The organism is Halorubrum distributum JCM 13561 (genome assembly GCF_000337395.1).
GTDB lineage: Archaea > Halobacteriota > Halobacteria > Halobacteriales > Haloferacaceae > Halorubrum > Halorubrum distributum.
This window is the reverse complement of sequence record NZ_AOJF01000025.1, coordinates 1-24,155: the sequence shown is the minus strand read 5'-3', so window position 1 is coordinate 24,155 and position 24,155 is coordinate 1. Positions and strand designations below refer to the sequence as shown.

General features: G+C 69.6%; 20 protein-coding genes. 11 read left to right on the top strand and 9 right to left on the bottom strand.

Annotation, left to right across the window (positions count from 1 at the left end; genetic code table 11):
* Positions 1-24: 24 nt before the first annotated feature.
* Positions 25-612: a HalX domain-containing protein gene (locus C470_RS03520; protein WP_004599777.1), complete on the top strand. Its 588-nt coding sequence runs from the start codon at positions 25-27 to the stop codon at positions 610-612.
* A gap of 70 nt (positions 613-682) precedes the next feature.
* Complete coding sequence (locus C470_RS03515) at positions 683-2,683, top strand: DEAD/DEAH box helicase (RefSeq protein WP_008365299.1); 2,001 nt, start codon at positions 683-685, stop codon at positions 2,681-2,683.
* Between the two features lie 53 nt (positions 2,684-2,736).
* On the opposite strand, the gene C470_RS03510 is transcribed toward C470_RS03515, so the two are convergent.
* A complete protein-coding gene (locus C470_RS03510) occupies positions 2,737-3,798 on the bottom strand; it encodes a phytoene/squalene synthase family protein (protein ID WP_004596347.1) in 1,062 nt (353 codons plus the stop codon).
* A gap of 177 nt (positions 3,799-3,975) precedes the next feature.
* On the opposite strand from C470_RS03510, the gene C470_RS03505 reads away from it, so the two are divergent.
* A complete protein-coding gene (locus C470_RS03505; RefSeq protein ID WP_004596345.1) occupies positions 3,976-5,121 on the top strand; it encodes an acyl-CoA dehydrogenase family protein in 1,146 nt (381 codons plus the stop codon).
* A gap of 18 nt (positions 5,122-5,139) precedes the next feature.
* Here the strand turns inward: C470_RS03505 and C470_RS03500 are convergent, their stop codons facing one another.
* Both C470_RS03500 and C470_RS03495 read right to left on the bottom strand, forming a co-directional pair.
* Complete coding sequence (locus tag C470_RS03500; protein ID WP_008365298.1) at positions 5,140-7,164, bottom strand: PH domain-containing protein; 2,025 nt, start codon at positions 7,162-7,164, stop codon at positions 5,140-5,142.
* Entirely contained in the window at positions 7,161-7,625 is a 465-nt protein-coding gene (locus tag C470_RS03495) for a PH domain-containing protein (RefSeq protein WP_008365297.1), read from the bottom strand. The genes C470_RS03500 and C470_RS03495 overlap by 4 nt, the downstream gene beginning before the upstream one ends.
* A gap of 171 nt (positions 7,626-7,796) precedes the next feature.
* On the opposite strand from C470_RS03495, the gene C470_RS03490 reads away from it, so the two are divergent.
* Positions 7,797-9,086, top strand: coding sequence for a Glu/Leu/Phe/Val family dehydrogenase (locus C470_RS03490; RefSeq protein WP_004596339.1), 1,290 nt, complete (start codon positions 7,797-7,799; stop codon positions 9,084-9,086).
* A gap of 520 nt (positions 9,087-9,606) precedes the next feature.
* Here C470_RS03490 and C470_RS03485 read toward each other — a convergent pair.
* Both C470_RS03485 and C470_RS03480 read right to left on the bottom strand, forming a co-directional pair.
* Positions 9,607-10,317 (bottom strand): YqjF family protein, encoded by a 711-nt coding sequence (locus tag C470_RS03485; protein WP_008365295.1) that lies wholly within the window; start codon positions 10,315-10,317, stop codon positions 9,607-9,609.
* An 89-nt stretch (positions 10,318-10,406) separates the two neighbouring features.
* Positions 10,407-11,327 (bottom strand): cation diffusion facilitator family transporter, encoded by a 921-nt coding sequence (locus C470_RS03480; protein WP_008365294.1) that lies wholly within the window; start codon positions 11,325-11,327, stop codon positions 10,407-10,409.
* 180 nt (positions 11,328-11,507) lie between these two features.
* Between C470_RS03480 and C470_RS03475 the strand changes: the two genes are divergently transcribed.
* Positions 11,508-12,209, top strand: coding sequence for an HD domain-containing protein (locus C470_RS03475; RefSeq protein ID WP_004596336.1), 702 nt, complete (start codon positions 11,508-11,510; stop codon positions 12,207-12,209).
* 34 nt (positions 12,210-12,243) lie between these two features.
* Here the strand turns inward: C470_RS03475 and C470_RS03470 are convergent, their stop codons facing one another.
* Positions 12,244-12,978, bottom strand: a complete 735-nt coding sequence (locus C470_RS03470) for a TetR/AcrR family transcriptional regulator (protein ID WP_008365293.1) — start codon at positions 12,976-12,978, stop codon at positions 12,244-12,246.
* Between the two features lie 166 nt (positions 12,979-13,144).
* On the opposite strand from C470_RS03470, the gene C470_RS03465 reads away from it, so the two are divergent.
* Both C470_RS03465 and C470_RS03460 read left to right on the top strand, forming a co-directional pair.
* Positions 13,145-14,860 carry a COG1361 S-layer family protein gene (locus C470_RS03465; protein ID WP_008365292.1) on the top strand — a complete coding sequence of 572 codons (1,716 nt, stop codon included), beginning with the start codon at positions 13,145-13,147 and terminating at the stop codon, positions 14,858-14,860.
* Between the two features lie 60 nt (positions 14,861-14,920).
* On the top strand, positions 14,921-17,440 hold the full coding sequence (locus tag C470_RS03460; protein WP_008365291.1) for an efflux RND transporter permease subunit: 2,520 nt from the start codon (positions 14,921-14,923) through the stop codon (positions 17,438-17,440).
* Between the two features lie 46 nt (positions 17,441-17,486).
* On the opposite strand, the gene C470_RS03455 is transcribed toward C470_RS03460, so the two are convergent.
* On the bottom strand, positions 17,487-17,909 hold the full coding sequence (locus tag C470_RS03455; protein WP_004596332.1) for a hypothetical protein: 423 nt from the start codon (positions 17,907-17,909) through the stop codon (positions 17,487-17,489).
* Positions 17,910-18,161: 252 nt separating this feature from the next.
* Here C470_RS03455 and coxB point away from each other — a divergent pair, with 252 nt between their 5' ends.
* Complete coding sequence (coxB, locus tag C470_RS03450; RefSeq protein WP_004596331.1) at positions 18,162-18,944, top strand: cytochrome c oxidase subunit II; 783 nt, start codon at positions 18,162-18,164, stop codon at positions 18,942-18,944.
* Positions 18,941-21,439, top strand: coding sequence for a cbb3-type cytochrome c oxidase subunit I (locus tag C470_RS03445; RefSeq protein ID WP_004596330.1), 2,499 nt, complete (start codon positions 18,941-18,943; stop codon positions 21,437-21,439). Before coxB ends, C470_RS03445 begins: the two co-directional genes overlap by 4 nt.
* 31 nt (positions 21,440-21,470) lie before the next feature.
* Here the strand turns inward: C470_RS03445 and C470_RS03440 are convergent, their stop codons facing one another.
* Positions 21,471-21,980, bottom strand: coding sequence for a zinc ribbon domain-containing protein (locus tag C470_RS03440; RefSeq protein WP_008365290.1), 510 nt, complete (start codon positions 21,978-21,980; stop codon positions 21,471-21,473).
* Between the two features lie 77 nt (positions 21,981-22,057).
* Between C470_RS03440 and C470_RS16005 the strand changes: the two genes are divergently transcribed.
* Complete coding sequence (locus C470_RS16005; RefSeq protein ID WP_162832646.1) at positions 22,058-22,198, top strand: hypothetical protein; 141 nt, start codon at positions 22,058-22,060, stop codon at positions 22,196-22,198.
* 59 nt (positions 22,199-22,257) lie between these two features.
* The gene (locus C470_RS03435) at positions 22,258-23,250 is read left to right on the top strand and encodes an NAD-dependent epimerase/dehydratase family protein (RefSeq protein ID WP_008365289.1); all 993 of its coding nucleotides are present in this window, start codon (positions 22,258-22,260) and stop codon (positions 23,248-23,250) included.
* A gap of 62 nt (positions 23,251-23,312) precedes the next feature.
* Here the strand turns inward: C470_RS03435 and C470_RS03430 are convergent, their stop codons facing one another.
* Positions 23,313-24,062 carry a GNAT family N-acetyltransferase gene (locus C470_RS03430; protein ID WP_007344502.1) on the bottom strand — a complete coding sequence of 250 codons (750 nt, stop codon included), beginning with the start codon at positions 24,060-24,062 and terminating at the stop codon, positions 23,313-23,315.
* Positions 24,063-24,155: the final 93 nt, after the last annotated feature.

Below are 24,155 nucleotides of genomic sequence, written 5' to 3'. Positions count from 1 at the left end.
AACACCCCCTCGCTCCCGTCATCCATGAGTGAGCAACCGCCGCTGGTCCTCGTGGTCGAGGACGAACCCGACTTGGCCGACCTGTACGCCGCTTGGCTCGGCGACGAGTACCGCGTCCGAACCGCGTACGGCGGCCGCGAGGCGCTCGACCAGCTCGACGAGGCCGACGACGAGGTCGACGCGATACTCCTCGACCGTCGGATGCCCGGCCTCTCCGGCGACGAGGTCCTCACCGCCGTCCGCGACCGCGGTATCGACTGTCGGGTCGCGATGGTCACCGCCGTCGAGCCCGACTTCGACATCCTGGAGATGGGGTTCGACGACTACCTCGTCAAGCCCGTCACGAGCGACACGCTTCGTGAGACGGTGGAGGGACTGTTGCGCCGCGGCGAGTACGATACGGAGGTCCAGGAGCTGTTCTCGCTGACCTCGAAGAAGGCGATGCTTGAGTCCGAGAAGAGCGCCAGCGACCTCGCGGACAACGAGGAGTACCAGCGGCTCACGGAGCGGATCGCGGAGCTCCGCGAGCGGGCCGACGAGTCGCGCGACGCGGTTGCGACCGACGACGAGGACTACGAGAAGCTCTTCCAGGACTTCGACACCGACGGGTAGCCCGCGACCGAACCGGGCGAGGGGAACGCCGCCGACTCTTTATCACCGATCGAGCCGAAGCCGTGTTTACATGCGCGTCCGGGACCTGCCGCTGTCTCAGCCCGTCGTCGACCACTTCGCCGAGCGCGGCGTGCGCGAGCTGTACCCGCCGCAGCGCGCGGCGGTCGAGGCGGGCGTCTGCGAGGGCGCCGACGTCGTCGCTGCGGTGCCGACCGCGTCGGGCAAGACGTTCATCGCCCAGCTAGCGTTGCTGACCGCGGACGGCCCCGGGCTGTACGTCTGCCCGCTCCGCGCGCTCGCCCGCGAGAAGTACGAGACGTTCGCGGCGCTCCCCGGCGTCGACGTGGGCATCTCCACCGGCGACTTCGACGCGACGGGCGAGGCGCTCGCGGGCAACGACGTGGTGGTCGCCACGAGCGAGAAGGTCGACTCGGCGATCCGGAACGGCGCCTCGTGGGTCGACGAGCTCGCCTGCGTCGTCGTCGACGAGGTCCACCTGCTCGGCGCGAAGCGGCGCGGGCCGACCCTCGAAGTGACGCTCGCGACGCTCCGCCGCCGGAACCCAGAGCTTCAGACGGTGGCGCTGTCGGCGACCGTCGACAACCCCGACGCGATCGCGGACTGGCTCGACGCCGAACTCGTCGAGTCGGAGTGGCGACCGGTCGACCTCCGGACCGGCGTCGCGGTCGGCGGCGAAGTCGCGTTCGACGACGGAACGAGCCTCTCCGTCGACGTCGGCTCCATCGCTGACGGAGCCGACGGCGAGGGAGACGACGGGGGCGACGCAGGCGAGGTGGGCGACGCAGGCGACGCGAACGACCCCACCGAGGTCACGGCCGCGCTGGTCGCCGACGCGGTCGCCGACGGCGGGCAGTGCCTCGCGTTCGTCCGGTCCCGGCGCGAGGCGGTCGACCTCGCGGAGCGGCTCGCGGACGACGGCCTCGCCGCGGAGCTCGGGGTCGAGGACGCGGCCGCCGCGGCGGCCGAGGAGGCCACCGACGTGGACGGCACGCTCACCGGCCGACAGCTCGCGGACTGCCTGCGCGCGGGCGTCGCGTTCCACCACGCGGGGCTCCGCTCGGGCCACCGCGGGGTCGTCGAGTCGGCGTTCCGCGAGCGCGACGTGGCCTGTATCTGTGCCACCCCCACGCTGGCGGCCGGCATCAACGTGCCCGCCCGGCGGGTCGTCGTCCGCGACCAGCGCCGGTACGGCGAGGGCGGCATGTCGTGGATCCCGACGCTGGAGGTCCACCAGATGTGCGGCCGCGCCGGGCGTCCGGGGCTCGACCCGCACGGCGAGGCGGTCCTCGTCGCCGACGCGGACACGCGCGACGAGGTTCACGAGCGGTACGTCGAGGGCGAGCCCGAGGCCGTCGAGTCGCAGCTCGCCGACCCGGCCGCGCTGCGGACGCACGTCCTCGCGGCGGTCGCGACGGGGTTCGCGGCGACCGAGACGGAGATCCTCGACGTGTTCGAGGGGACGTTCTACGCGCGGGAGACGGGCGCCGGTGGCCTCGCGGACGCGGTCGCCGTCGCGGTCGACGACCTCGTCGCGGCCGGGATGGTCGCCCGGGAGACGGGCGGCGTCGAGGACTACCGGCTCGTCGCGACGGCCGTCGGCGAGACGACCTCGAAGCAGTACGTCCGCCCCGAGACCGGCGAGCGGATCGTCGCCGGCCTCCGGGCGGCGGCCGACGTATCGGACGCGACGACGCTCACGGCCTTCGAGGTGATCTGCGACACGCCGGACATGCAAGACACCTACCTCGGGAACGCCGAGCGCGCCGACGTCTACCAGTTCGCTCGGACGAACGCCGCCCACCTCACCACGGACATGACGGAGCCGGACGACTTCGAGGGGTGGCTGGAGTCGGTGAAGACCGCGCGAATCCTCGACGAGTGGATCGGCGGCGCGACCGTCGAGGAGCTCGTCGAGCGGTATCGGATCGGTCCCGGCGATCTCGACTCGCGCGTGGAGCGCGCCGAGTGGCTGTTGAGCGCGGCCGAGGCGCTCGGGGAGACGATCGGCGTACGCGTCCCGGCGGTGTCGCGGGCGCGGTCGCGGCTGTGAGAAACGGGCGATGAGAAACGGGCGGTGCGGAACCGGCGACGACCGGCGGCGCTTCAGTCGGCCGATCCGACAGCGCGGTGGAACGGGGTCCGGGCGATGGTCTGCCGGAGCTCCGCGAGCGAGTCGCGCCCCACGTCGCTCGCGGCGGACATCACCGCGAACACCTCCTGTCTGGACACCTTCACGCCCGTCTCGGTGAGCGCGTCCTCCGGGCGGCTCCCGAGCTCGCGGAGGGTGCCGACCGCGAGCAGGTACGGGACGGTCCACGCCTCCATCGTGTTGCCGTTCGAGAGCGGCATCGTCTCGAGGTACGCCTGCGCGTCGTCGAGGAACGAGCGGGCGTAGTCGGCGGTGCGGTCGACGACGCGCGCGGACGACTCGCGGTTCTCGGGGTGGACGACGCGCTCCTGGTCGACCCCCTCGGCCTCCAGCCACTCGGCGGGGAGGTAGACATTGTTCTCCTCGGTGTAGTCGTCGTAGACGTCCTTCGAGACGTTCACGAGCTGGAGGAGGAGTCCGAACTCCTCGGCGGTCTCCCGCAGGCGCTCCGCGCGCTCCTCGCCGATGTCCTCGCGGGTGAGCAGGTTCGTGATGAGGTTGCCGACGGTGCCGGCCGCGTAGTAGCAGTACTGCTCTAACTCCTCGCGGTCGTCGATGCGGAGCCCGCCCTCGGTGGCGTGGCGGTCGACGAACATCGCCATCCCGTCGACCATCTCCAGCACCGGCGGGACGATGGCCGCCTGGGCCTCCGGGTCGAGCTCCTCGAACGTCGCGGCGATGGTCGGCGCCTCGGCGACGACGGTCCAGTCGTCGTCGCGCTCGGCGGGCAGCCACTCGTCGACCGCCTCGCGGAACTGGCCGATGTCGGTCTCGTCGTCCGGGTCGATCGCCCGCCGGTAGGTCCGCAACACGTCGCTCTGGGCGTCCGGCGGGATGTGCCCGGCGTCCTCGACCGTGTCGGCGACGCGGCAGAGGAGGTAGCCGACGCAGATCTGCGAGGCCATCGGTTCCTCTAACACGTCGACCGTCAGCGCGAAGGTCCGCGAGACCCCCTGGACCGCCTCGTGACACCACGCGAGGTCGGCCTCGCCGGGGGCGTGTTCTCGTCCGCTCATTCAGTTGCCAGTGTTTACGGCACAACGCATAAAAAGCCTCGTGGAACGGCGGTCGGGCGTCGTTCCTCGGCCGAGCCGCCGAAATCGCACGACGAAGCGCCCGTCCCCTCCGACGAACCGTCGGCCCGTGTACAACCGTGTGAAAACGGCTAAGTCCGCCCGGCCGAACGCCACGGCATGGAGTTCACGCTCACCGAAGAGCAGCGTCAGATCCGCGACACGGTCGCGGAGTTCGTCGACGAAGAGGTCGTCCCCCGCGCGGCCGAGATAGACGAGACCGACGAGTTCCCCGCGGACCTCGTCGAGGAGATGGCCGACCTCGGCCTCATGGGCATGCCGTTCCCGGTCGAGTACGAGGGCGCCGGGCTCGACTACCACAGCTACGCGATCGGACTCGAGGAGATCTCCCGCGGCTCGGGCGGGCTCGGCACCGTCGTCGCGGCCCACACCTCCTTGGCCGGTAACATGCTGTACGAGTTCGGGGACGAGGCCCAGAAGGAGGAGTACCTCACCGCCCTGAACACCGCCGAGGACATCGGCGCGTTCGCGCTCTCGGAGGCCGAGGCGGGCTCCGACGTGCCCGCCATGTCGACCACGGCCGAGCGCGACGGCGACGGGTACCTCGTCAACGGCGGGAAGCTCTGGATCTCGAACGGCTCCGTCGCGGACACGGTCACGTTGTTCGCGAAGACCGACCCCGACGCCGGACGGAAGGGCATCTCGTCGTTCGTCGTGCGCCCGGAGGAGGACGACGGGTTCATCGTCGAGGGGACGGAGGACAAGCTCGGCGACAAGGGGTGTCCGACCGCCGAGCTCCGGTTCGACGACATGTGGATCCCGGAGGAGCGTCGGCTCGGCGAGGAGGGCGAGGGGTTCGTCCACGCGCTGAAGACGCTCAACGGCGGCCGGATCACCATCGCGGCCCGGTCGGTCGGGATCGCGCGCGCCGCGCTCGACGAGGCGAAGGACTACGCCCAGCAGCGCGAGCAGTTCGACCGCCCGATCTCGGACTTCCAGGCCATCCAGCACAAGCTCGCGGACATGGACACGAAGGCGCGCGCCGCGGAGCTGCTGATGCACGAGGCCGCCGACCTGAAGATGCGCGACGAGGACTACATCAAGGAGGCCGCGCAGGCGAAGCTGTACGCCTCCGAGATCGCCCGCGAGGTCGCCAACGAGGGGATCCAGATCCACGGCGGCTACGGCTACACCAAGGACTTCCCCGCCGAGCGCTTCTACCGCGACGCGAAGCTCTCGGAGATCTACGAAGGCACGAGCGAGGTCCTGCGCAACACGATCGCTCAGCAGCTGCTCGACGAGTAGCGCCGCCCGCCGCGACGGTCAGGGTCGCGAACTGGGGTCGCCGTTCTCGGGGCCACCGCCGGCGTCGTCAGCGTCCGCCCGTTCGTCCTCGTTGCGGTCGCCGTTGGTTCCGTTTCCGTCGCCGTCGTCTTCTGTCTCGTCTGCGTCGCCTGCTTCGTCGGCCCGGGGTCCGTGCGCCACGTCGGCATCCGACGGGTTCTGGTCGACCGCGTACCCGCCCGTGTCGATCCGCTCCGCGGGCTCCGAGTAGTCGCGGTCGCTCGGCGAGAAGTCCGGACGGACGACGCCGTCGTCGGGTATCTCTGGCTCTTCGTCTGGGGGTTCCTCCGTCGTCGCGCCGTCGGCTTCCGCGTCGACGACCGCGTCCTCGACGGGACCGTCGCTGCCGGTCTGGTCGCCTCCGGTCCGTTCGTCGCCTTCGACGCTCTCTTTCGCTCCGGTCCGTTCGTCGCCTTCGACGCTCCCTTTCGCTCCGGTCCGCTCGTCGCCTTCGACGCCCTCGGCGGCTCCGACGCTCCCGTCTCCCTCCGCGTCGTCGTCGATCCACTCGAAGGAGTCTGTCCCTTCGCTCCGCCGCTCCGCGACGGCGGTCGCGAGGCGCTCCGTGAGCGTCTCCTTTAGCTCCTCGGCCTCGTCGACCTCGAAGTCGACGGCCGCGGCGTCGCTGCCGGTCAGCGAACTGGTCCCCGCCGTGTCGGCGACGATCGTCGCGACGCCCCACCGGCGCTGGAACACGGTGCGGCTGTCGATCACGTTCTGGATCCGGTAGTACGGGACGACGGCGACCGTCCGGCTCCAGAACCCGTTCCGCGTGAGCAGGTGGTCCTCGCCGACCCAGTAGCCGCGGTGCTTCCACTTCAGGTGCGCCGCGGGCGGCACGGCGAGGAGGAGCGCGGCGACGCCGTACCACGGGAGCGACGGCGAGACGTACCAGTCCACGCCGTACGCGACGGCCGTGAGCACCCCGACGATCATCGCGTACCGGATGACGTACCGCCACCGGATCCGCTTGGGCGGCCGGTTGAAATCCGGCGACCCGAACGACTCGATCTCGTGTGCGAGCCGGTAGACGCGGTCGGTCGCGGCGATCGGCACGGCGGACTGGTTGCCGGACTCCGAGCCCTGACCGGGGGCGTACCCCGCGGTCTCGATCGAGAGGCTCGCGTAGCCGAGCGCTCGCTTAGCGGGGTTGTCGGTGATCCGAAGCGCCTGGACCTTCTCGGTCGGGATCGACCCGCTGTACCGGCGGAACAGCCCGCGCTCGTAGCGCAGTTCGTCGCCGGCCCGCGAGAGCCGGAACCCGTAGTAGTTCGAGAAGGCGACGCCCGCGCCGATGAGCCACGACGCGATGAACAGCGCCGCGACGCCGACGAACGCCGTCGCGGTGAGCGCGGCGGCCGACGTCTCCGGCAGGAAGCTCGACAGCACCGGGAACGACCCGGAACTCAGGAAGGCGAGGAGGCCGATCAGGCGCCCGTCGAACGACAGTGCCCCGACCAGCGCCAGCTCGCCGGGCGAGATGGCGAACAGCTCCTCCTCGTCGGGCGCGAACGCGTCGTCGCGGCCGCCCCCGACCGCGTCCGTCGCCGTCCCGTCGCCGGCGTCCTCGCCCCGCGAGCTCGCCGACTTCCGTCGCTGGACCTCGCGCTGGAGCCGCGTCGCCTCCGCGGGCGTGACGAAGCGGATCGACCCCTCCGTGCTGGAGCCGCCGGCGGTCTCCAGATCGACCGCGGCGACGCCGATCGCGCGCTGGAGCACGCCGCGGCTCACGTCGACGTTCTGGATCCGCCGGTACGGGATCTCGCGCTCGCGCCGGGAGATGACGCCGGAGGAGATGTCGAGCGTGTCCTCCGTGAGGACGTACTCGAACCGGCGGTAGTACGCGACCTCGTAGGCGAGCATCACGAGGAGGATCGCGGCCCCGCCGCCGACCGCGAGCGGGAGGCCGAACCCGCCGCTGTTCACGATCACGAACAGCGCGACGGCGGTCCCGGCCGCCTTCTGGAGCGCGCGGTACGGGACCGACTGCGGCGCTAACTTCACACCGCGTCCTCCCCGTCGGCGCGGATCGCCAGCCGCTTCAACTCCTCGCGGAGGTCGCTCGCGCCGTCCGGTGTCAGCCCGGGGATCCGCACGTCCGCGCCGCGCGACCCGGCGGTGTACACCACGCAGGAGGCGAGGCCGACGGTCCGCTCGATCGGGCCGCGGCGGGAGTCGACGTGCTGGATCCGCACCAGCGGTACCGTCGTCCGGACCTGCGTGATCACGCCGCGGTCGAGGTAGATCGCGTCCTCGCGGATCTCGTAGCTCCAGCGGCGGTAGCGGAGCAGCGCGTGCGCGACGGTGAGCGTCAGGACGACGGCCCCGGCGGCGACCGGCGCCCACCGCGGGAGGTATTCGAGGTACGCGCCGCCGACGAACGGCGCGGTGACGAGCGCCGAGAGCAGCACCGCGCGGAGGACCCACACGACCTGGACTCGGGGGTGAAGCGTCTGTGTCGTCATCGGCGGTCCCCCGTCGCATGTCCGTGTGTCATGGCCGGCGATTGACGGCCCCGACGTATAAGTCCGGCCGGAAACGGCCGGAGAAAACGGCCGAAAGATCGTGTGAGATATTCTCTTCCGGAGGCGATACTTGCCGAAACCGATATGCCGCGCGACGGAGTCGTTCCGGCCATGGCCGACGATCCGTTCGAGAACATGCTCGCCCAGATGGACCGCGCCGAGGAGTACGCAGACGTGGACCACGGGGTGTTCGAGCGGCTCAAACACCCGGAGCGCACGCTGAAGGTGACGCTCCCGGTCAGGCTGGAGTCCGGCGAGGTCGAGGTGTTCGAGGGGTACCGCTGTCAGTTCGACAGCGCCCGCGGCCCGTTCAAGGGCGGCGTCCGATTCCACCCCTCGGTCACTCAGCGCGAGGTCGAGGCGCTCGCCGGGTGGATGACCTGGAAGACGGCCCTGGTCGACCTCCCCTACGGCGGCGCGAAGGGCGGCGTGATCTGCGAGCCGAAGGAGCTCACCGACCAGGACCTCGAACGGCTCACGCGGCGGTACACCGAGGGGATCCGTCGGATGATCGGTCCCGAGACCGACGTGCCGGCGCCCGACATGAACACGAACCCGCAGACGATGGCGTGGATGATGGACACCTACTCGATGTACGAAGGCCACTCCATCCCGCAGGTCGTCACGGGCAAACCGCTGGAGATCGGCGGGACGCCCGGCCGCGTGGAAGCCACGGGCCGCGGCGTCTCGCTCGTCACCGAGCGCCTCTTCGAGTACCTCGACCGCGACCTCTCCGACGCGTCCGTCGCGATCCAGGGGTTCGGGAACGTCGGCTCGAACGCGGCCCGGCTCCTCGACGAGTCCGGCGCCAGCGTGGTCGCCACCTCCGACGTGTCGGGCGCGGCGTACGACCCGGACGGCCTCGACGTGGCGGCGCTCGGCGCGCACGTCGACGCCGGCGGGCTGATCGAGGAGTACGTCGCGGGCGAGTACCGGGGGAACGCGGACGGCTCCAGCTGGGACGACCCGGACGCGATCACCAACGCGGAGCTTCTGACCCTCGACGTCGACGTGCTCATCCCCGCCGCCGTCGAGGGCGTGATCACCGCCGACAACGTCGACGACCTCCGGGCGTCGGCCATCGTCGAGGCCGCGAACGGACCCACGACGGTCGCCGCCGACAAGGCGCTCACCGAGCGGGACATCCAGGTCGTGCCGGACATCCTCGCGAACGCGGGCGGCGTCATCGTCTCGTACCTCGAGTGGGTGCAGAACGCACAGGAGTTCTCGTGGCCGCTGGAGACGGTCAACGCCGAACTGGAGCGCCGCATCGGCACCGCGTTCGACGAGACCATCGAACAGTACGACACGAAGGGCCTTCCCGACCTCCGGACCGCCGCGTACACGCTCGCCTTAGAGCGCACGGCGACGGCCCACGAGTACCGCGGGCTCTTCCCGTAGACGGCGGTCGATAGCGGGACGGCTGCGCGGTTATTTATAAGTAGATCTTCGGTGTCGTTGCCAGATTTTTATAAGTGACAGCTGAATCGGTGGCGAACACCGCCAAAGTCCCAGCCGCTCGGTTATAAATCGTTGATTCCGGATCGACGGCGAACACCGCCAAAGCCCCAGCCGCTCGGTTATAAATCGTTGATTCCGGATCGACGGCGAACACCGCCAAAGCCCCAGCCGCGAGGGCGGCGCACGCTCGCTGCGGTCCTCGTCGCTCACTTCGTTCGCTCCTGCGGTCCTTACGTCGCCTGCGCCGCCCTCGCGGCTGCCCCTTTGAGTCCCGCCCCCCATCGCACGGCACCGCAGCCTCACGCCTCCCCAGCCTCGTCAGTCGCCTCCGCTTCGCTCCGGCGACTGACTCCCTCGCACCGTCGGTTCGCGGCCCTCTGGGCCGCTCACCGGGGCGCGCCGCCGCACCGCTTTTATAAGCTATCGTCGCACTTGCTCGTGGTTATTTAAATACCGTTCGTCAGACCGAGCGAATCCGGTCCGCGCCGACCTCGATCGGCTCCGCGTAGCGGACGATCGGGTCGCCGTCGGGCCGGTCGAACCCGTTCGCCTCGAACAGGGTGTTCGCCCGGAGGTCGACGGTCGCCTCCCGGAGCCGCCACGGGTCGTGAGCGATCCCCCCGCAGTACAGCCGGTTCCCCGCGGCGTAGAACTGGTAGTTCTCGGCGAGAAACGCGTCGAGCGACCCCGGTTCGGCCGCGAACGCCTCACCCGTCGGCTCGTAGGTCGCGTCGAACCGCACGTGAGGAACGCCGGGGTGGGTCCGGCGGCTGGTGAACCGAACGGGGCCGCTCGTTCGCTCCGAGCGATCGGCGGTATCGGGGCGGGACACGTCCATCGCCGCGCGGTAGTACGGGAGCGCGAACAGCCGCCGCGCGGCCGCGACGCCGATCCGGTCGTCCGCGTCGAGGTTGTAGAAGTAGACGCCCGGACCGTCGGGGCCCTCGACGTAGGTCCGGAGGTTGAGCTCCGGGAACGAGAGCCCGACTGGTGCCCCGCGCGGACGGATGTCGTCCATCACGAAGGCGACGACGCTCAGGTACGCGTCGTCTCGATGGGTGGCGACCGAGAGCCGGTCGGGGAGCGTCGCGGAGACGACGGCGGGATCGACGGGCCAGTGACAGAACAGCGCGTCGCGCCACGTCATCGTCAGCCAGCGCCGCTTGAACATACGATCGGTAGGAGCGCCAGCGAGTTAACCCGCACGCCGGGCGACTCTCCTCGTTCGGCTCCGTCTTCGCTCACGCTGGTTTCTCCGTTCTACCCGCTGCCCCCGTCTTCGGCGTCCTTCCACTCGCCGAGCCCGGACGGGTCGAGGTGGACGTGGACGTCGCCGACGTCCTCCAGCGCGCGCAGGTTCGTGACGAGGTCCGTCTCCACGTCGTGGGCCTCCCGGAGCGTCATCTCGCCGTCGACCTCGACGTGGACCTCGACCTCCAGGTCGGTCCCGTCGTAGAACACGGTGAGGTCGTGGACGCCCTCGACGGCGGGGTTCTCGCGGAGCGCGGCGACGACGCGCTCGCGGTCGCCCGGCGGCGGGGCGGCGCCCACGAGGTAGGTGACGTTCTCGCGGCCGATCTCGATCCCCTGATAGACGACGAGGACGCTGACGAGCGCGCCGGCGATCGGGTCGAGGATCGGGACGTCGAGGAACACGCCGAACACGCCGACGAGCGCCGCGATCGTGGTGTAGATGTCGTTGAGGCAGTCGACCGCGAGCGCGGTGAGCGCCGTCGAGCCGAGGTCGGCGTTCACCAGCTCCGTGTACCAGTACAGCAGGTACATGTCCGCCATCGCGAACAGCAGCGCGGCGACGAGGAGGAGGCTCTTCCGGGGCGGGCTGTGCGTCCCGAGCAGCCCGAGGACCGACTCGCGCAACAGGAGGAGCCCGAGGACGACGATGGTCGCGCCGACGAGCAGCGCCGTCAGCGGCTCGATCCGCTGGTGGCCGTGCGGGTGCGTCTCGTCGGCGCTCTCGTACCGCGAGCCCCCCCAGACGAACACGACCGCGCTCGCGACGAGGTCGGCGACGGAGTGGGCGGCGTCCGCCACCAGCGCGACGCTGCCGAACGCGAGTCCCACCGCCCCTTCGACGACGATCTTCACCGCGTTGCCGGCGACGTTCACCGCCGCCGCCCGCTGGAACCGAGCGCGGTCGCCGCTCCCGAAGGGGCTCGACATAGAAGCCGATGCGCCCGCGACCCTGTTAAGCGTCTCGCGTCGCGTCGGCGCGCTCCGATCGGCCGACGGCCGCTTCCCTCGCCGACTGCCCGCCGCCGGATCGGCGGGAGACTCCGTCGTAACGCCTAAGACCGAAACGCTCCTCGGCTACGGTAATGAATCACGATCTTTTCGCCCGAGGTGGTCCCGGTGGGCGTCGAAATTAAGGAAACGGAGGTGAGCGACGAGGATTTCGAGGAGATGAAGGGGTTCGTCCGCGACTACCTCGCGGCCAGCGTCGAGGGCGAGGACGACGGCGGACGGATGCGCTGGTACCCGTGGCACTCGGCGTCGTACCGGTTCAACCACATCCTCAACGTCGTCGACCTCGCGACCGAGATCGCCGAGGCCGAGGGCGCCGACGTGGACGTCGTGCGGGTCGCGGCCGTCTTCCACGACGTCGCCAAGCTGGAGGCCGAACAGGACGTCCACGCGGAGGCCGGCGCGCGCGTCACCCGCGAGTACCTCCAGAGCCGCGGCAACTACCCCGAGTCGTTCATCGAGGAGGTGTGCGGTGCCGTGGTCGACCACTCGTACACGGGCGACCTCGACGACGTACCCCTGGAGAGCCGGTGTCTGATCGAGGCCGACGTGCTCGACAAGGTCGGCGCCAACGGCGCCGTCCTCATGCTGTTGCGGATGGGGTACGAGTCGCGCACGCACATGGACGCCGCGAAGATGGTCGACCGCGTGCTCCAGCGCGCCCACGACCACACCGAGCGCGTCGTCTCCGACACGGCCGAGAGCATCGCGCACCAGCGCATCAAGCGCGTGAAGTGGCTCCGCGAGTGGCTCGAAGAGGAGGTCTCCCGGATGGACGCCGAAGGCGTCACCGACCGCTGAGATCGTCACCGAACGGGGACGGCATCACCGCTCCCTACTCGTCCGGATCGGTCGTCTCGACGAGCGGTAGCATCGCCTCCAGGTAGCGGTCGATTCCTCTCCGAGAATCCTCGACCCACGCCCCGTCGTTCGTCGTCGCCCAGCGGAACATCCCGCCGGTAGCGAACGTCTGGAGCGTCGCGGCCACCTCCGACGCGGCGACGGTCCGCTCGTCGCCCGACACGTCGTCCCCGCCGCCCGACACTTCGGTCGCCGCCTCGCGCACCAGCCGTTCGAGGTACTCGCCGAAGACGCGGTCGCTGCGGTCGAAGTGGTCGCGGTACGCCTCGTCGCTCGCGGCCTGGGAACGGAGCTCGGTCATCACGGTGACGAACCGCTCGTCGGGCGCGTACGCGTCGTCGAGCGACGCGGGGTCGACCGCGGCCGTGAGGTAGCCGTCGAGCTGCTCCCGCGCCGAGCGGTCGAAGGCCTCCTCGGGAGCCACCTCCGGCGCGTCCTCCCCCGCGGCAGCCGCATCCTCGCCCGGCGGCTCCGTGACGGGGCCGTCGGCGACGGACGCCTCGAACTCGTCGAGCAGGAAGCCGAGGAGGTCGATCAGCAGGTCGTCTTTCCCGTCGTAGTGGTGGTACACGAGCGACGGGCTCTTGTCGAACTCGTCGCCGATCCGCTGGATTGTGACGTTCGCGTACCCGTGTTCACAGAGCGCGCGGAACGCCGCGCCGAGGATCGCCTGTCGGGTGTCCGACGGCTCCGCGAACGGGTCGTTCATACGCCGCGTAGACGGGTGCGGTATATATCGCTCCTGATTGAACGTTCATTCAACACGCTTATGCCGCGGGCCCCTGACAGCAACGTATGACTCGACCCGACGCGCCACGGTACGACCGGTCGCTCCGCGCGACCAGACCCTCCCACCGATCCGGCGGAGGCGACCGATGAGTCGGTCGACGCGGCTCGCGACCGCCGCGCTCGCCGTCGTCGCGGTGGGAGCGTTGCTCGTCGGCCTCTCGCTCGCCGGCGCCGCGGCCACGAGCGCGGGGACGGCGGACGGCGGCGCCGCGGCGCTCTCCGGAATCGGCGGCCCGGTCGCGGACGGCGCCGTCGCGCAGGCAGGTACCGAATCGGACCCGACTGACAGACAAGTCCGCGGGTCGCCGGTGCTGGAACTGTTCGCCACCCAGCGGACGGTGCCGGCGGGCGCGGAGTCCACGGTCAGGATCGACATCGTCAACACCGGCGAGATGGAGATCGGCAACCAGCTGAACTCGCGGGTCACCACCGCGCGCGGGCTCACCCTCGAGATCGACGACGGTGACGTGCCGATCGACGTCGAGGACGGCGAGATCCCGGTCGGCGACGTTTCGACCGCCGCGAGCCCGGTCCCCGTCGAGCTGGACGTGACCGTGCCCGACGACGTGCCCGACGGCAGGTACGAGGTGGAGGCGACCGCCCGTTACCGCTACACCTTCGAGATCATCCCCGAGTTCAACGACCACAAGGACCGGCGCGGCATCGACGACTTCGACCTGACCATCGTGGTCGACGACGGCGCGCGGTTCGCGGTGCTGGAGACCGACACCGACGCGCAGGTCGGTGGGAGCGGCGACGTGACCGTCACGATGGCGAACGTCGGCGACGAGACCGCGCGCGACGCGGTCGTCTCCGGAACGACGACCAGCCCGGGGGTCCGGCTCGGGGCCGGGGAGGGCGGCGGCCAGTCGTTCGTCGGCGACTGGGCGCCCGGCGAGAACCGGACGGTGACGTTCGACTCGTCGGTCGGCGAGGCGTTCGGCGGCGGGGCGTACGCGCTCTCCTCGACCGTCGACTACCGTGACCCGAACGGGATCGACGAGACCGCGGCGCCCGCGCGCGCCGGCGTCGTCCCGATCCGCGAGCAGTCGTTCTCGCTGGAGGACGTCTCCGGCACGCTCGAGGTCGGGTACTCGGGGACGGTCTCCGGCACGATCACGAACGAGGGGCCGCTCGACGTCGAGGACGCGGTCCTTATCGCCGACTCCGGGAGCAACCGCGTGAGCCTCGGCGAGAGCCGGTACGCGCTCCCGACGATCCCGGCCGGCGAGTCGACGAACTTCACCTTTGACGCCGACGTGAGCGGGAGCGCCGACCCCGGCCCGCGGCAGTTCCGGTTCACCACCGAGTACGAGAGCGGCGACGCGACGCTCGCGGCCGAGGAGACCCGCCGCGTCGAGGTGGCGCCCCGCCAGCCCGAGTTCGACCTCGCGGTCGACAACGCCACGATTCCGGCCGGCGAGACCCGGCGGATCAACGCCACGATCACGAACCGTCGCCCCGAGACCCTCTCGTCGATCAACGCCGGGCTCTACGCCGACAGCCCGCTGACGGCGGTCAACGACGAGGCGTTCGTCGACGAGCTCGAACCCGGCGAGTCCGCGAGGATCTGGTTCGAGGTGTCGGCCGCGGGGAGCGCGAGCGTCGAGGAGCACCCGATCGAGCTCGACTTCCGGTACGAGGACGAGCGGGGCAACGACCGCATCTCGGACGTCACGCAGGTCCCGGTCACCGTGACCGCCGCCGCCGACGACGGCGGGACGCCCGTGGGCCTGATCGCCGTCGGCGTCCTCCTAGCCGTCGCCGCGGTCGGCGGCGCGGTCTGGTACCGACGGCGGTGATCGGATGAAGGGACACAGTACCGCCCCGGGTCGACCGACAGGGGCTCACCCGACGGGAGGGTGTCGGACAGCGGGGCGCCGGTGACCGCGGCCGACCGCCTGATCGAGGAGATCGACCGCGTCGTCACGGAGCGGCCGCTGGCGGTCGTCGCGGTGTTCCTCCTCGTTACCGCGGGCTTCGCCGGCGGACTGACCGGGATCGAGACGAGCGCCGGCGCGGACCAGTTCACGCAGGACATCCCCGCCCAGCGGGCGCTCGACGACATCGACGAGGAGTTCGAGACGTCGATCGGCGGCTCCGCCACCTCGGCACAGGTTATCGTCTCCGACGACAACGTCCTCTCCCGCGACGCCTTGGTCCGGACGCTGGAGACCCAACACCGGTTGGAGTCCCGCTCCACCCTCCGGGTCGCGTCGACGTCGAGCCACGCCGACGCGATCGCGCGACAGCTGGACCCGGACGCGGCGAACGCGGCCGAGCGGCGCGACGCCGTGGCCGAGGCGACGCCCGCCGAACTGCGGACGGCCATCGCCGACGCCGACGCGGCGGGGGCGATCGCGGCGCAGGTGTCCGTCGACTACAACCCCACCGCGCAGGCGGCCGACACCGCGATCGTGGGGATCACCTACGACCTGCCGGACGCGGCGACGACGGCGCGGGTGACGGAGCTGCAGACCCGCAGCGTCGAGGTCGTCGACTCCGTCCCGGGCAACGAGGCGGGCGAGAACGCGATCCTCTTCGGCGACGGCGTCCTCCAGTCGGAGATCACCGCCCTGCTCACCGACACCGCGATCATCGTCTTCCCGGCGGCGCTCATCCTGATCGTCGGGTTCCTGATCTTCGCGTACCGCGACCCGATCGACATGGCGATCGGGATCTCCGCGCTGCTGATCTCGCTGCTCTGGACCTTCGGGTTCATGGGGTACGCCGGGATCCCCTTCTCCGACTCGCTGATAACCGTCTTCCCGCTGTTGCTCGCGGTCGGGATCGACTTCGGGATCCACATCGTCAACCGCTACCGCGAGGAGCGGGCGACGGGGACCGGGATCGAGGCGTCGATGCGGACCACGACCGACCAGCTGCTCATCGCCTTCCTGCTCGTGACGATCACCACGGTGTTCGGGCTCGTCTCCAACGTGGTGAGCCCGTTCGACCCGAACCGCGACTTCGGGATCGTCGCGGCCGCCGGGATCACGTTCACGCTGGTGATATTCGGCGTCTTCCTCCCGGCCGCGAAGGTGCTCGCCGACCGCTGGCGCGAGCGGCTCCCGATCCCGGAGTTCGGCACGACCGCGCTCGGATCGGGCGGGTCGCGGCTCGCCCGGGTGCTCCACGTCGGGGTGGACCTCTCGCGGATCGCCCCCGTCGCGGTCGTCGCCCTCCTCCTCGTCGGCGGCGCGGTCGGCGGCGCCTACGGCACCGGTGTGAACACGGAGTTCTCGGAGGAGGCGTTCTTCCCGGACCAGGACCGGCTGGAGACGTACGCCGACCTCCCGGAGCCGTTCGCGCCGACTGAGTACACGTTCCTCGACGTGTTGACGCTCTTCGAGGAGGAGTTCGAACAGGACTTCGTGGGGTCGGTGACCCTGTACGTCGACCAGTCGGTCAGAGACGACGACGCCCTGGAGCTGATCGACCGGACGACGCGGAACCCGCCGGACACCTTCGCGACGACCGACGACCGCCGCGCGCAGGCGACGAGTATCGTCACCGTCATCGAGGACCGGGCGGAGCGGGACCCCGAGTTCGCGGCGCTCGTCGAGCGCAACGACCGCCTCGGCAACGGCGTGCCCGACCGGAACGTCGACGAGGTGTACGACGCACTTCTCGACTCCTCCGCGGAGGGTCGCGCGCGCGGCTACGTGGCCGCCGACCGCGGCAGCGCGCGGATCGACTACACGATCCGCCCGGGCGTCGACAACTCCGAGGCGGTCGCGGACGTGCGCGCGCTCGCAGAGCGTACCCCCCTCGAAGCGGTGCCGACCGGGTCCCTCGTCGTCAACGAGGCGGTGATCGACTTACTGACCGAGTCGGCGATCCGCAGCCTGTTCGCCGCCTTCGGGCTCACGGCGCTGTTCCTGGCGCTGTCGTACGCGTACCTCGAAGGGAAGGCCGTCTACGGCCTCCTCAACCTCGTCCCCGTCCTCGTCACGGTCGGGCTGCTCGTCGGGTCGATGCGACTGTTCGAAATTCCGTTGACCCCGATCAACGCGCCGATCCTCTCCGTCTCGATCGGGCTCGGGGTCGACTACACCGTCCACTTCGTCCACCGGTTCGTCGACGAGTACCAGGCGGGGCTCCCGATCGACGAGGCGCTCGACGTCACCATCGCCGGGACGGGCGGCGCGCTCACCGGCAGCATGCTCACCACGGTCTCCGGCCTCGGCGTCCTGTGGCTCGCGGTGATCCCCCTGCTCCGCGACTTCGGCGTCCTGCTCGCGCTGGGCGTGTTCTACGCGTACCTCTGTTCGATCCTGCTCGTCCCGTCGCTCGTCGTCGTGTGGGACCGGTACGGCGGGATAGTCGGTCTCGGGCTCGACGACGGGCTCCGCGGGTCCCGCGCCGAGGGCGGGCGCTGACCCGAGAGCGACTTCGATCGGACTGCGGACGCGAAAACGAGGCGTGTCAGCCGACTACGCTGAAGACCAGTTGGACGGTGACGAGGACGAGGAACGCGGCGCCGGTCGCGAGGGATCCGGCGGCGACCCCGTGCGCGTTACCGAGTCCGCGGCTCCGCGTCGCGAAGTAGGCGCCGAGGAAGACGAAGCCGACGAGGAGCAGCCCGACGATCAGGTACGCCACGTTCACCAGCGTCCCGGCGAGCCCCTCAGGGATCCCGAAGCTCCCGACTCCGAGGAGGATGCTCCCGCCGACGAGGACGGTGATGCCGACGAACGAGACCGCCCACACGACCGGCGTCCGGGCGATGTCGCCGAGCGTCCCGACGATCGCTTCGTAGCGTCCGCCGGACTCGTCGCGGCCGGGAGCGACTCGCTTCGCTCCGATTTCGGCGACCGCGACGAACGTGGCGACGACGAGGAGGCCCATCAGCCCCGTACTCAAGAGGGTGAGTGATGTCATGGATATCCGTTATTAGGGGCTCCGTTCGCGCGTACAAATACCCTTCGACGCGCGGGCTCCGTCCGGCTCGACGGTTCTGCGCTCGACGCGCCGACCGACCGGTCGGCGGGGTCGCGTCCGCGGCGGGAGACCCGCGTTTCGGCCCTCCGATCGCCCGCCCCGCTACACAAGAGATAAGTGTGCCATCGCTAAGGGTGGTACAAGAGCAGACAGACGAACATGATAGATCCAGTTATCCTACAACAGGGGAGCGACTGGCGCGCACAGGCGGAGGTCTTCGACGAGATCTTCTTCGTCTTCCTCGCGCTCGGTACCCTCGTCGGCACCATCGTCGTGGCGTACACGCTGTGGAACGTGTACAAGTACCGCGACGACGGGAACCGGTCGGACGAGGAGTTCGACGCACCGGTCGTCGGCGAGCTCCCAACGGGACAGGGCGGTCCGAAAGCGAAGAAGCTCTTCCTGTCGTTCGGGTTGAGCGCGATCGTCGTCATCAGCCTCGTCGTGTACGCGTACGGACTCCTCCTCTACGTCGAGCAGGGACCGGACACCGGCGACGAGGGTGACATCGAGATCATGGTCGAGGGGTACCAGTACGGCTGGGCCTACGAGTACCCGAACGGTCACACCGAACGGGAGGCGCTGATCGTGCCGGCCGACCAGCGGATCGACCTCAACATCACGTCGAGAGACGTCTGGCACAACTTCGGCTCGTCGGACTTGCGGATAAAGTCCGACGCCATCCCCGGAGACTACAGCGAGGTGTGGTTCGCTGTGAGCTCCGAGGACGTCGAGGCACAAGGCGGGGAGGCGACCTACCGCGTCGAGTGCTTCGAGTTGTGCGGTGCGGGTCACTCTCAGATGAAGAGCCAGATCACGGTCCTGCCTGAAGACGAGTGGGAAGAGTGGTACGAGAGCACCGGCAACAGCTCCGAGAGCGCGGGCAACAGCTCTAACATCGGGGCGGCCGGCGTCGCCGCGCCCAGCGGGGTGAGCGCATGAGCGGACTCCCGCCGACGACCTCGGTCAAGCGCTGGTTCGTGACGACCAACCACAAGGACATCGGGATCCTCTACACGATCACCGCGCTGTTCTTCCTGCTGTTCGGCGGCGTGATGGCGCTGCTCATCCGCCTCCAGCTGTGGGACCCGACGAGCCAGATCCTCTCCGGGCTGGCGTACAACGAGGCCGTCACCGCCCACGGGCTCATCATGGTGTTCTGGTTCCTCTCGCCGTTCGCGTTCGGCTTCGCGAACTACTTCGTGCCGCTTCAGATCGGCGCGGACGACCTGGCGTTCCCGCGGCTCAACGCCTTATCCTACTGGCTGTACCTTGGTTCGGGGCTCCTGCTCGCGGTGAGCTTCTTCCAGGGCGGCACGCTGTCGGCGGGGTGGACGATATACGCCCCGCTCAACGTGCCGATGTACACGCCGAGCATCGGGTCGACCGGTGCGGTGCTCGCGCTCGCGATGTTCGTCACCGGGACCACGGCGTCGACGGTGAACTTCCTCACGTCTATCCACCACTCCCGCGCGGAGGGGATGGGGATCATGGACATGCCGATGTTCACCTGGTCGATGCTCGCGACCGTGTGGATGATGCTGTTCGCGTTCGCCGCGCTGCTCGCGGTCGGCCTCATCCTCGCCGCCGACCGCGTCCTCGGGAGCGTCTACTTCTCGGCGACCGAAGGCGGCTCCCTCTTGTGGGGCCACCTGTTCTGGTTCTTCGGTCACCCGGAGGTGTACATCGTCTTCTTCCCGGCGCTCGGCGTGATGCTGGAGCTGTTCCAGACGTTCTCCGGGCGTCGCCTCGTCGGCCGGAAGTGGGTGATCATCTCCATCTGTCTGATCTCCGTCCAGTCGTTCCTCGTGTGGATGCACCACATGTTCCTGACGACGATCAACCTGGAGATCAAGACGCTGATGATGGCGACGACCATCGGCATCTCGCTCCCGTTCGACCTGGTCGTCTTCGCGCTGATCTACACGCTGATCAAGGGGCGGATCCAGTTCACGACACCGTTCCTGTTCGCGTTCGGCGCGCTCCTGCTGTTCATCCTCGGCGGGATTACCGGGGTGTTCCTCGGCGCCATCGTGCTGGACTACGAGTTCCGCGGCACCTACTGGGTGGTCGCGCACTTCCACTACGTGATGTTCGGCGGCGCGACGGCGCTGTTCGGCGGGGCCTACTACTGGTTCCCGAAGATCACGGGGAAGATGTACGACGAGTTCCTCGGGAAGCTCCACTTCGTGATCTTCTTCATCGGGTTCAACGCCGTCTACTTCTCGATGTTCCTCGGCTGGGAGACCCCCCGTCGGGTGTTCGAGTACAACCCCGAGTTCCAGATCTACCACCAGTTCGGGACGATCGGAGCCTTCGTGCTCGGGTTCTCCTTCTTCATCATGTTCTACAACTTCGCGAAGTCCTACGTCTCCGGCGAGCCCGCCGGCGACAACCCGTGGGACTACTCGCGGACCGCGGAGTGGGCGGTCTCCTCGCCCCCGCCGCTTGAGAACTGGCCGAACCGGCCGTCGTACGCCTCCGGCAAGCTGGAGTTTGTGAAAGACTACGTGCCGGACGGCGGACCCGCGATGAAGACGGACGACAACGGCGACGTCGCCACCGACGGCGGCGACAGCCACTCGGCGCACATCTCCGAGTACCCGTACTGGGACAAACATCCGAGCCACGCCAGCATCTGGCCGTTCGCGCTCTCCGTGGCGCTCGGCGTCACGCTGTTCGGCTTCTCCGGCTTCGCGGACGCGGTCACCGTCGAGCTGGGCGAGACGGCCATGCAGAGCAACGTCGTCATCTCCAACGCGATGTACCCGATCGCCATCGTGGCCGGTATGCTCGGGCTCCTCTACACCGGCGTGAAGTGGGGGCTGGAAGACTTCTACGCGCCGCCCTCGGAGTTCGCCGAGCGCTGGCCGTTCAACGGCGTCGAGAAGGTGAAGCTGGGGATGTGGTTCTTCCTGGCCTCGGACGTGATCGTCTTCGGCGCGTTCCTCTCGGCGGCCATCTTCGTCCGCTACAACGCGGGCTGGATGACCTGGTCGCCGCTGACGGAGTCGCTGCCGGGGCTCATCAACACCTTCGTCCTGATCACGTCCTCGTTCACCGTGATCCTCGCGCTGGTCGCGGCCCGCCGGAAGAGCCGGCAGGGCCTCTTGGCGACGCTCGGCGCGACCATCCTGCTCGGGTTCACGTTCATGGCGATCAAACTGTGGGAGTGGAACCACGAGATCTTCGACCGCGGCGTGACCATCTCGGCGAACGCCCACGGCGACCCGATCCAGGCGTCGATCTACTACGTCACGACCGGGCTCCACGGGATCCACGTGCTGCTCGGCTTAGTGATCGCCATCTTCCTGTTCGTCAGGGCGTACCAGGGTCACTACCTCGACGACGAGCGGCCGATCGAGTACTTCGGCCTCTACTGGCACTTCGTGGACATCGTCTGGGTGTTCATCTTCCCGCTGTTCTACCTCTTCTGAGGCGGTCCGCGGTTCGGTTTTCTTTTCGTCCTCACGCGTCGCCCTCACCCACCGGTTCGGCGCACCACTGACAGAAGTCGAACGTCGGATCGGTCTCCTTGCCGCACTCCGGACAGCGCACGGTCCCGTCGGCGTCCGTCGCCCCCGTTGACGGCGCGTTCGGTTCCTCTGTCGTCCCCGCGGATCGCGCGTCCGGTTCCGCTGCGGTCCCGTAGTCGACCGGCTCCCTGCGGTCGGTCGCGCGGGTCGTCTCTCGCTCCCGCTCGTACGCCCGGTTGTTCCGGCGGGCCACGACGTACGCGTCGATCACGCTGGCGCCGACGACCGCGGCGGCGGGGGCGACCTCTCGGACCGCCGGCGGGTCTCCGGCGAACGCGCCAGCGATCGCCGACTCGGGAACGAACACGAACACCGCCGCGGTGACCGCCACGTACCAGCCGAGCGCCCGGGCCCATCTGCGGAGGTACGCGTGACCGAGTCCGGAGACGACGAGCGCGAGCAGGGCGGCGAGCCAGGGCCGCCGGCGAGTGTACTCTGACATGCGCAGCCGTAGGAGCTCCCGCCCCGAGAAGCTACCTCTCTCGGAGCGTTTATGTGCGGGACGCGCCGAACTCGGATATGTTCGGCGTTCCGCTCGGCGAGTTCCTCTCCGGGGTCGCGGTCGCGGTGTTCGGCGTCGGCACCTGGGGGATCGGTCTCGGCGTCGCCTACCTCCTCTATCGTCGGTGGCGCGGCGACGGCCCCCGCGACGACGACTGAATCGCCCCGTCGCGTTCCGGTTCGGCCACGCTTTTCACCTCGCTCGTCCGATCCCGCGTATGACAGACACGGCGCTCGTCGTGGGCGGGACGCGATTCATCGGCCGACACACCGTCGAGGAACTGCTGGCACACGACTACGAGGTCGCGATATTCAACCGGGGGAACCACGAGAACCCCTTCGCGGACGACGACCGAGTGACCCACGTCGAGGGGGACCGGAAAGACGAGACCGCGTTACGGGCCGCGAAGCTCTCGGTCGAACCGGACGTGGTGATCGACTGCGTCGCCTACCAGCCCGCCGACGTGGAGACCGCGACGGAGATCTTCGCCGACGTCGACGGCTACGTGTACATCTCGTCGGGCTCCAGCTACGCCGCCGAGGAGATCCCCAAGCGGGAGGGCGAGACGCCGCTGGAGCCGTGTACCGACGAACAGGCGGTCGACGACGACCACGAGACGTACGGCAACCGGAAGGCGGAGGGCGACCGCGCGGTGTTCGCGGCCGCGGAGGCGGGCGTCGCGGCGATGGCCGTCCGCCCGTGTATCGTCTACGGGCCGCACGACTACACGGAGCGACTCGACTACTGGATCGACCGCGTGCTCACGCACGACCGCGTGGTCGTTCCGGGCGACGGGCAGAACCTCTGGCACCGGGCGTACGTCGAGGACGTCGCGAGCGCGCTGCGGATCGTCGCCGAGCGCGGCGAGCCGGGCGCGGCGTACAACGTCGGCGACCGGCGCGCGCTCACGCTGCGGGAGACGCTGGAGACGATCGCCGACGTCGCGGGGATCGACTGCGAGCTCGTCACGGCGAGCGACGACGCGCTCGCCGCCGGCGGGCTCGAACCCGACGACTTCGTCCTCTACCGGGAATACCCGCACCTGCTCGACACCTGCGCGCTCGCCGACCTCGGCTGGGAGTCGACGCCGGTCGACGAGGCGATGGCGCGGACCGTCGAGGAACACCGCGAGTCGGACCGCGACGGGAGCGAGTGGGACCCCGGCCGCGAGGCCGAGGAGCGCGTCATCGGCGTGAAGGAGACCCTCTGAGAGCGGAGATCGCGTCGACGATCGCGAGGAGGAGAGCCGCGGCGACGACCGGATCGAGAGCGTCAGTACGCCGCGTCCCACCGCGCCGGCTTCCGGCGGTTCCCGCAGTCGCGACACTCCATTCGGTCCATCGTGTCGATCGCGATGTCCGTCCCTTCGCAGTTGCCACAGAGGTAGCCGTACCGGCGCTCGTGGTCCGGGTCGGCGTACGCGACGTAGAACGGGGCCCGCGAGCCGCGGTCGCTCTCGTCGAACGCGACGTAGACCGTCTCTCCCTCCTCGGTCTGGTAGGTCGCCTCGGAGATGCCCCTGAGCCGGCCGACCTGCTTCCGGAACTCCCGCTCCGCGAACGTCTGGCCGCCGATGTCGACGTCGCGCTCGCCGGCGAGCTCGTACCCCTCGCGTTCGTAAAACTCCGTGCCCGCCTCGTTGTCGGCGAGGACGCGCGCCTCGATGCGGTCCACGTCGGCCGAGCGGAGCGCGGACTCGACCCGTTCGAGGAGGGCGGAGCCGATCCCCTCTCCCCTGCGGTCGGGGTGGACGTGGAGCCAGTCGATCTCACCGACGCGCTCGCGGCGCCCGACGACGTAGCTCTCCGCGAACCCGACGACGACCCCGTCCACGACCGCGACGGGGAACACCGCGTCGTCGTCCTCGACGTCGTCGCCGAGGTCGCCGGCGTCGTACCACTCTTCGACGGCCTCGTCCAACAGCTCCTCGTCGACCGCGTGTCCGTACGACGCCACGAGCGACTCGCGGGCGACCGACCGGACCGCGTCGACGTCGGCGGCGGTTGCTTCACGTAGGTCCATGCGGGTAGATACCACTCCGGCTACAAAAAACTCGGTCGGGATTTCCGTCGCGCGCGGTCGGTGTCGCCCCCTCGGCGCGGACCGGCGCCACTC

Bases quoted from the DNA above. Each gene is read 5' to 3' on its own strand.
- C470_RS03520 (WP_004599777.1), top strand. From the start codon at position 25: ATGAGTGAGCAACCGCCGCTGGTCCTCGTGGTCGAGGACGAACCCGAC.
- C470_RS03480 (WP_008365294.1), bottom strand. From the start codon at position 11,327: ATGTCGAGCCCCTTCGGGAGCGGCGACCGCGCTCGGTTCCAGCGGGCG.
- C470_RS03485 (WP_008365295.1), bottom strand. From the start codon at position 10,317: ATGTTCAAGCGGCGCTGGCTGACGATGACGTGGCGCGACGCGCTGTTC.
- C470_RS03515 (WP_008365299.1), top strand. From the start codon at position 683: ATGCGCGTCCGGGACCTGCCGCTGTCTCAGCCCGTCGTCGACCACTTC.
- C470_RS03445 (WP_004596330.1), top strand. From the start codon at position 18,941: ATGAGCGGACTCCCGCCGACGACCTCGGTCAAGCGCTGGTTCGTGACG.
- C470_RS03505 (WP_004596345.1), top strand. From the start codon at position 3,976: ATGGAGTTCACGCTCACCGAAGAGCAGCGTCAGATCCGCGACACGGTC.
- C470_RS03430 (WP_007344502.1), bottom strand. From the start codon at position 24,062: ATGGACCTACGTGAAGCAACCGCCGCCGACGTCGACGCGGTCCGGTCG.
- C470_RS03435 (WP_008365289.1), top strand. From the start codon at position 22,258: ATGACAGACACGGCGCTCGTCGTGGGCGGGACGCGATTCATCGGCCGA.
- C470_RS03495 (WP_008365297.1), bottom strand. From the start codon at position 7,625: ATGACGACACAGACGCTTCACCCCCGAGTCCAGGTCGTGTGGGTCCTC.
- C470_RS03455 (WP_004596332.1), bottom strand. From the start codon at position 17,909: ATGGGCCTCCTCGTCGTCGCCACGTTCGTCGCGGTCGCCGAAATCGGA.
- C470_RS03490 (WP_004596339.1), top strand. From the start codon at position 7,797: ATGGCCGACGATCCGTTCGAGAACATGCTCGCCCAGATGGACCGCGCC.
- C470_RS03510 (WP_004596347.1), bottom strand. From the start codon at position 3,798: ATGAGCGGACGAGAACACGCCCCCGGCGAGGCCGACCTCGCGTGGTGT.
- C470_RS03470 (WP_008365293.1), bottom strand. From the start codon at position 12,978: ATGAACGACCCGTTCGCGGAGCCGTCGGACACCCGACAGGCGATCCTC.
- C470_RS03440 (WP_008365290.1), bottom strand. From the start codon at position 21,980: ATGTCAGAGTACACTCGCCGGCGGCCCTGGCTCGCCGCCCTGCTCGCG.
- C470_RS03465 (WP_008365292.1), top strand. From the start codon at position 13,145: ATGAGTCGGTCGACGCGGCTCGCGACCGCCGCGCTCGCCGTCGTCGCG.
- C470_RS16005 (WP_162832646.1), top strand. From the start codon at position 22,058: ATGTTCGGCGTTCCGCTCGGCGAGTTCCTCTCCGGGGTCGCGGTCGCG.
- coxB (WP_004596331.1), top strand. From the start codon at position 18,162: ATGATAGATCCAGTTATCCTACAACAGGGGAGCGACTGGCGCGCACAG.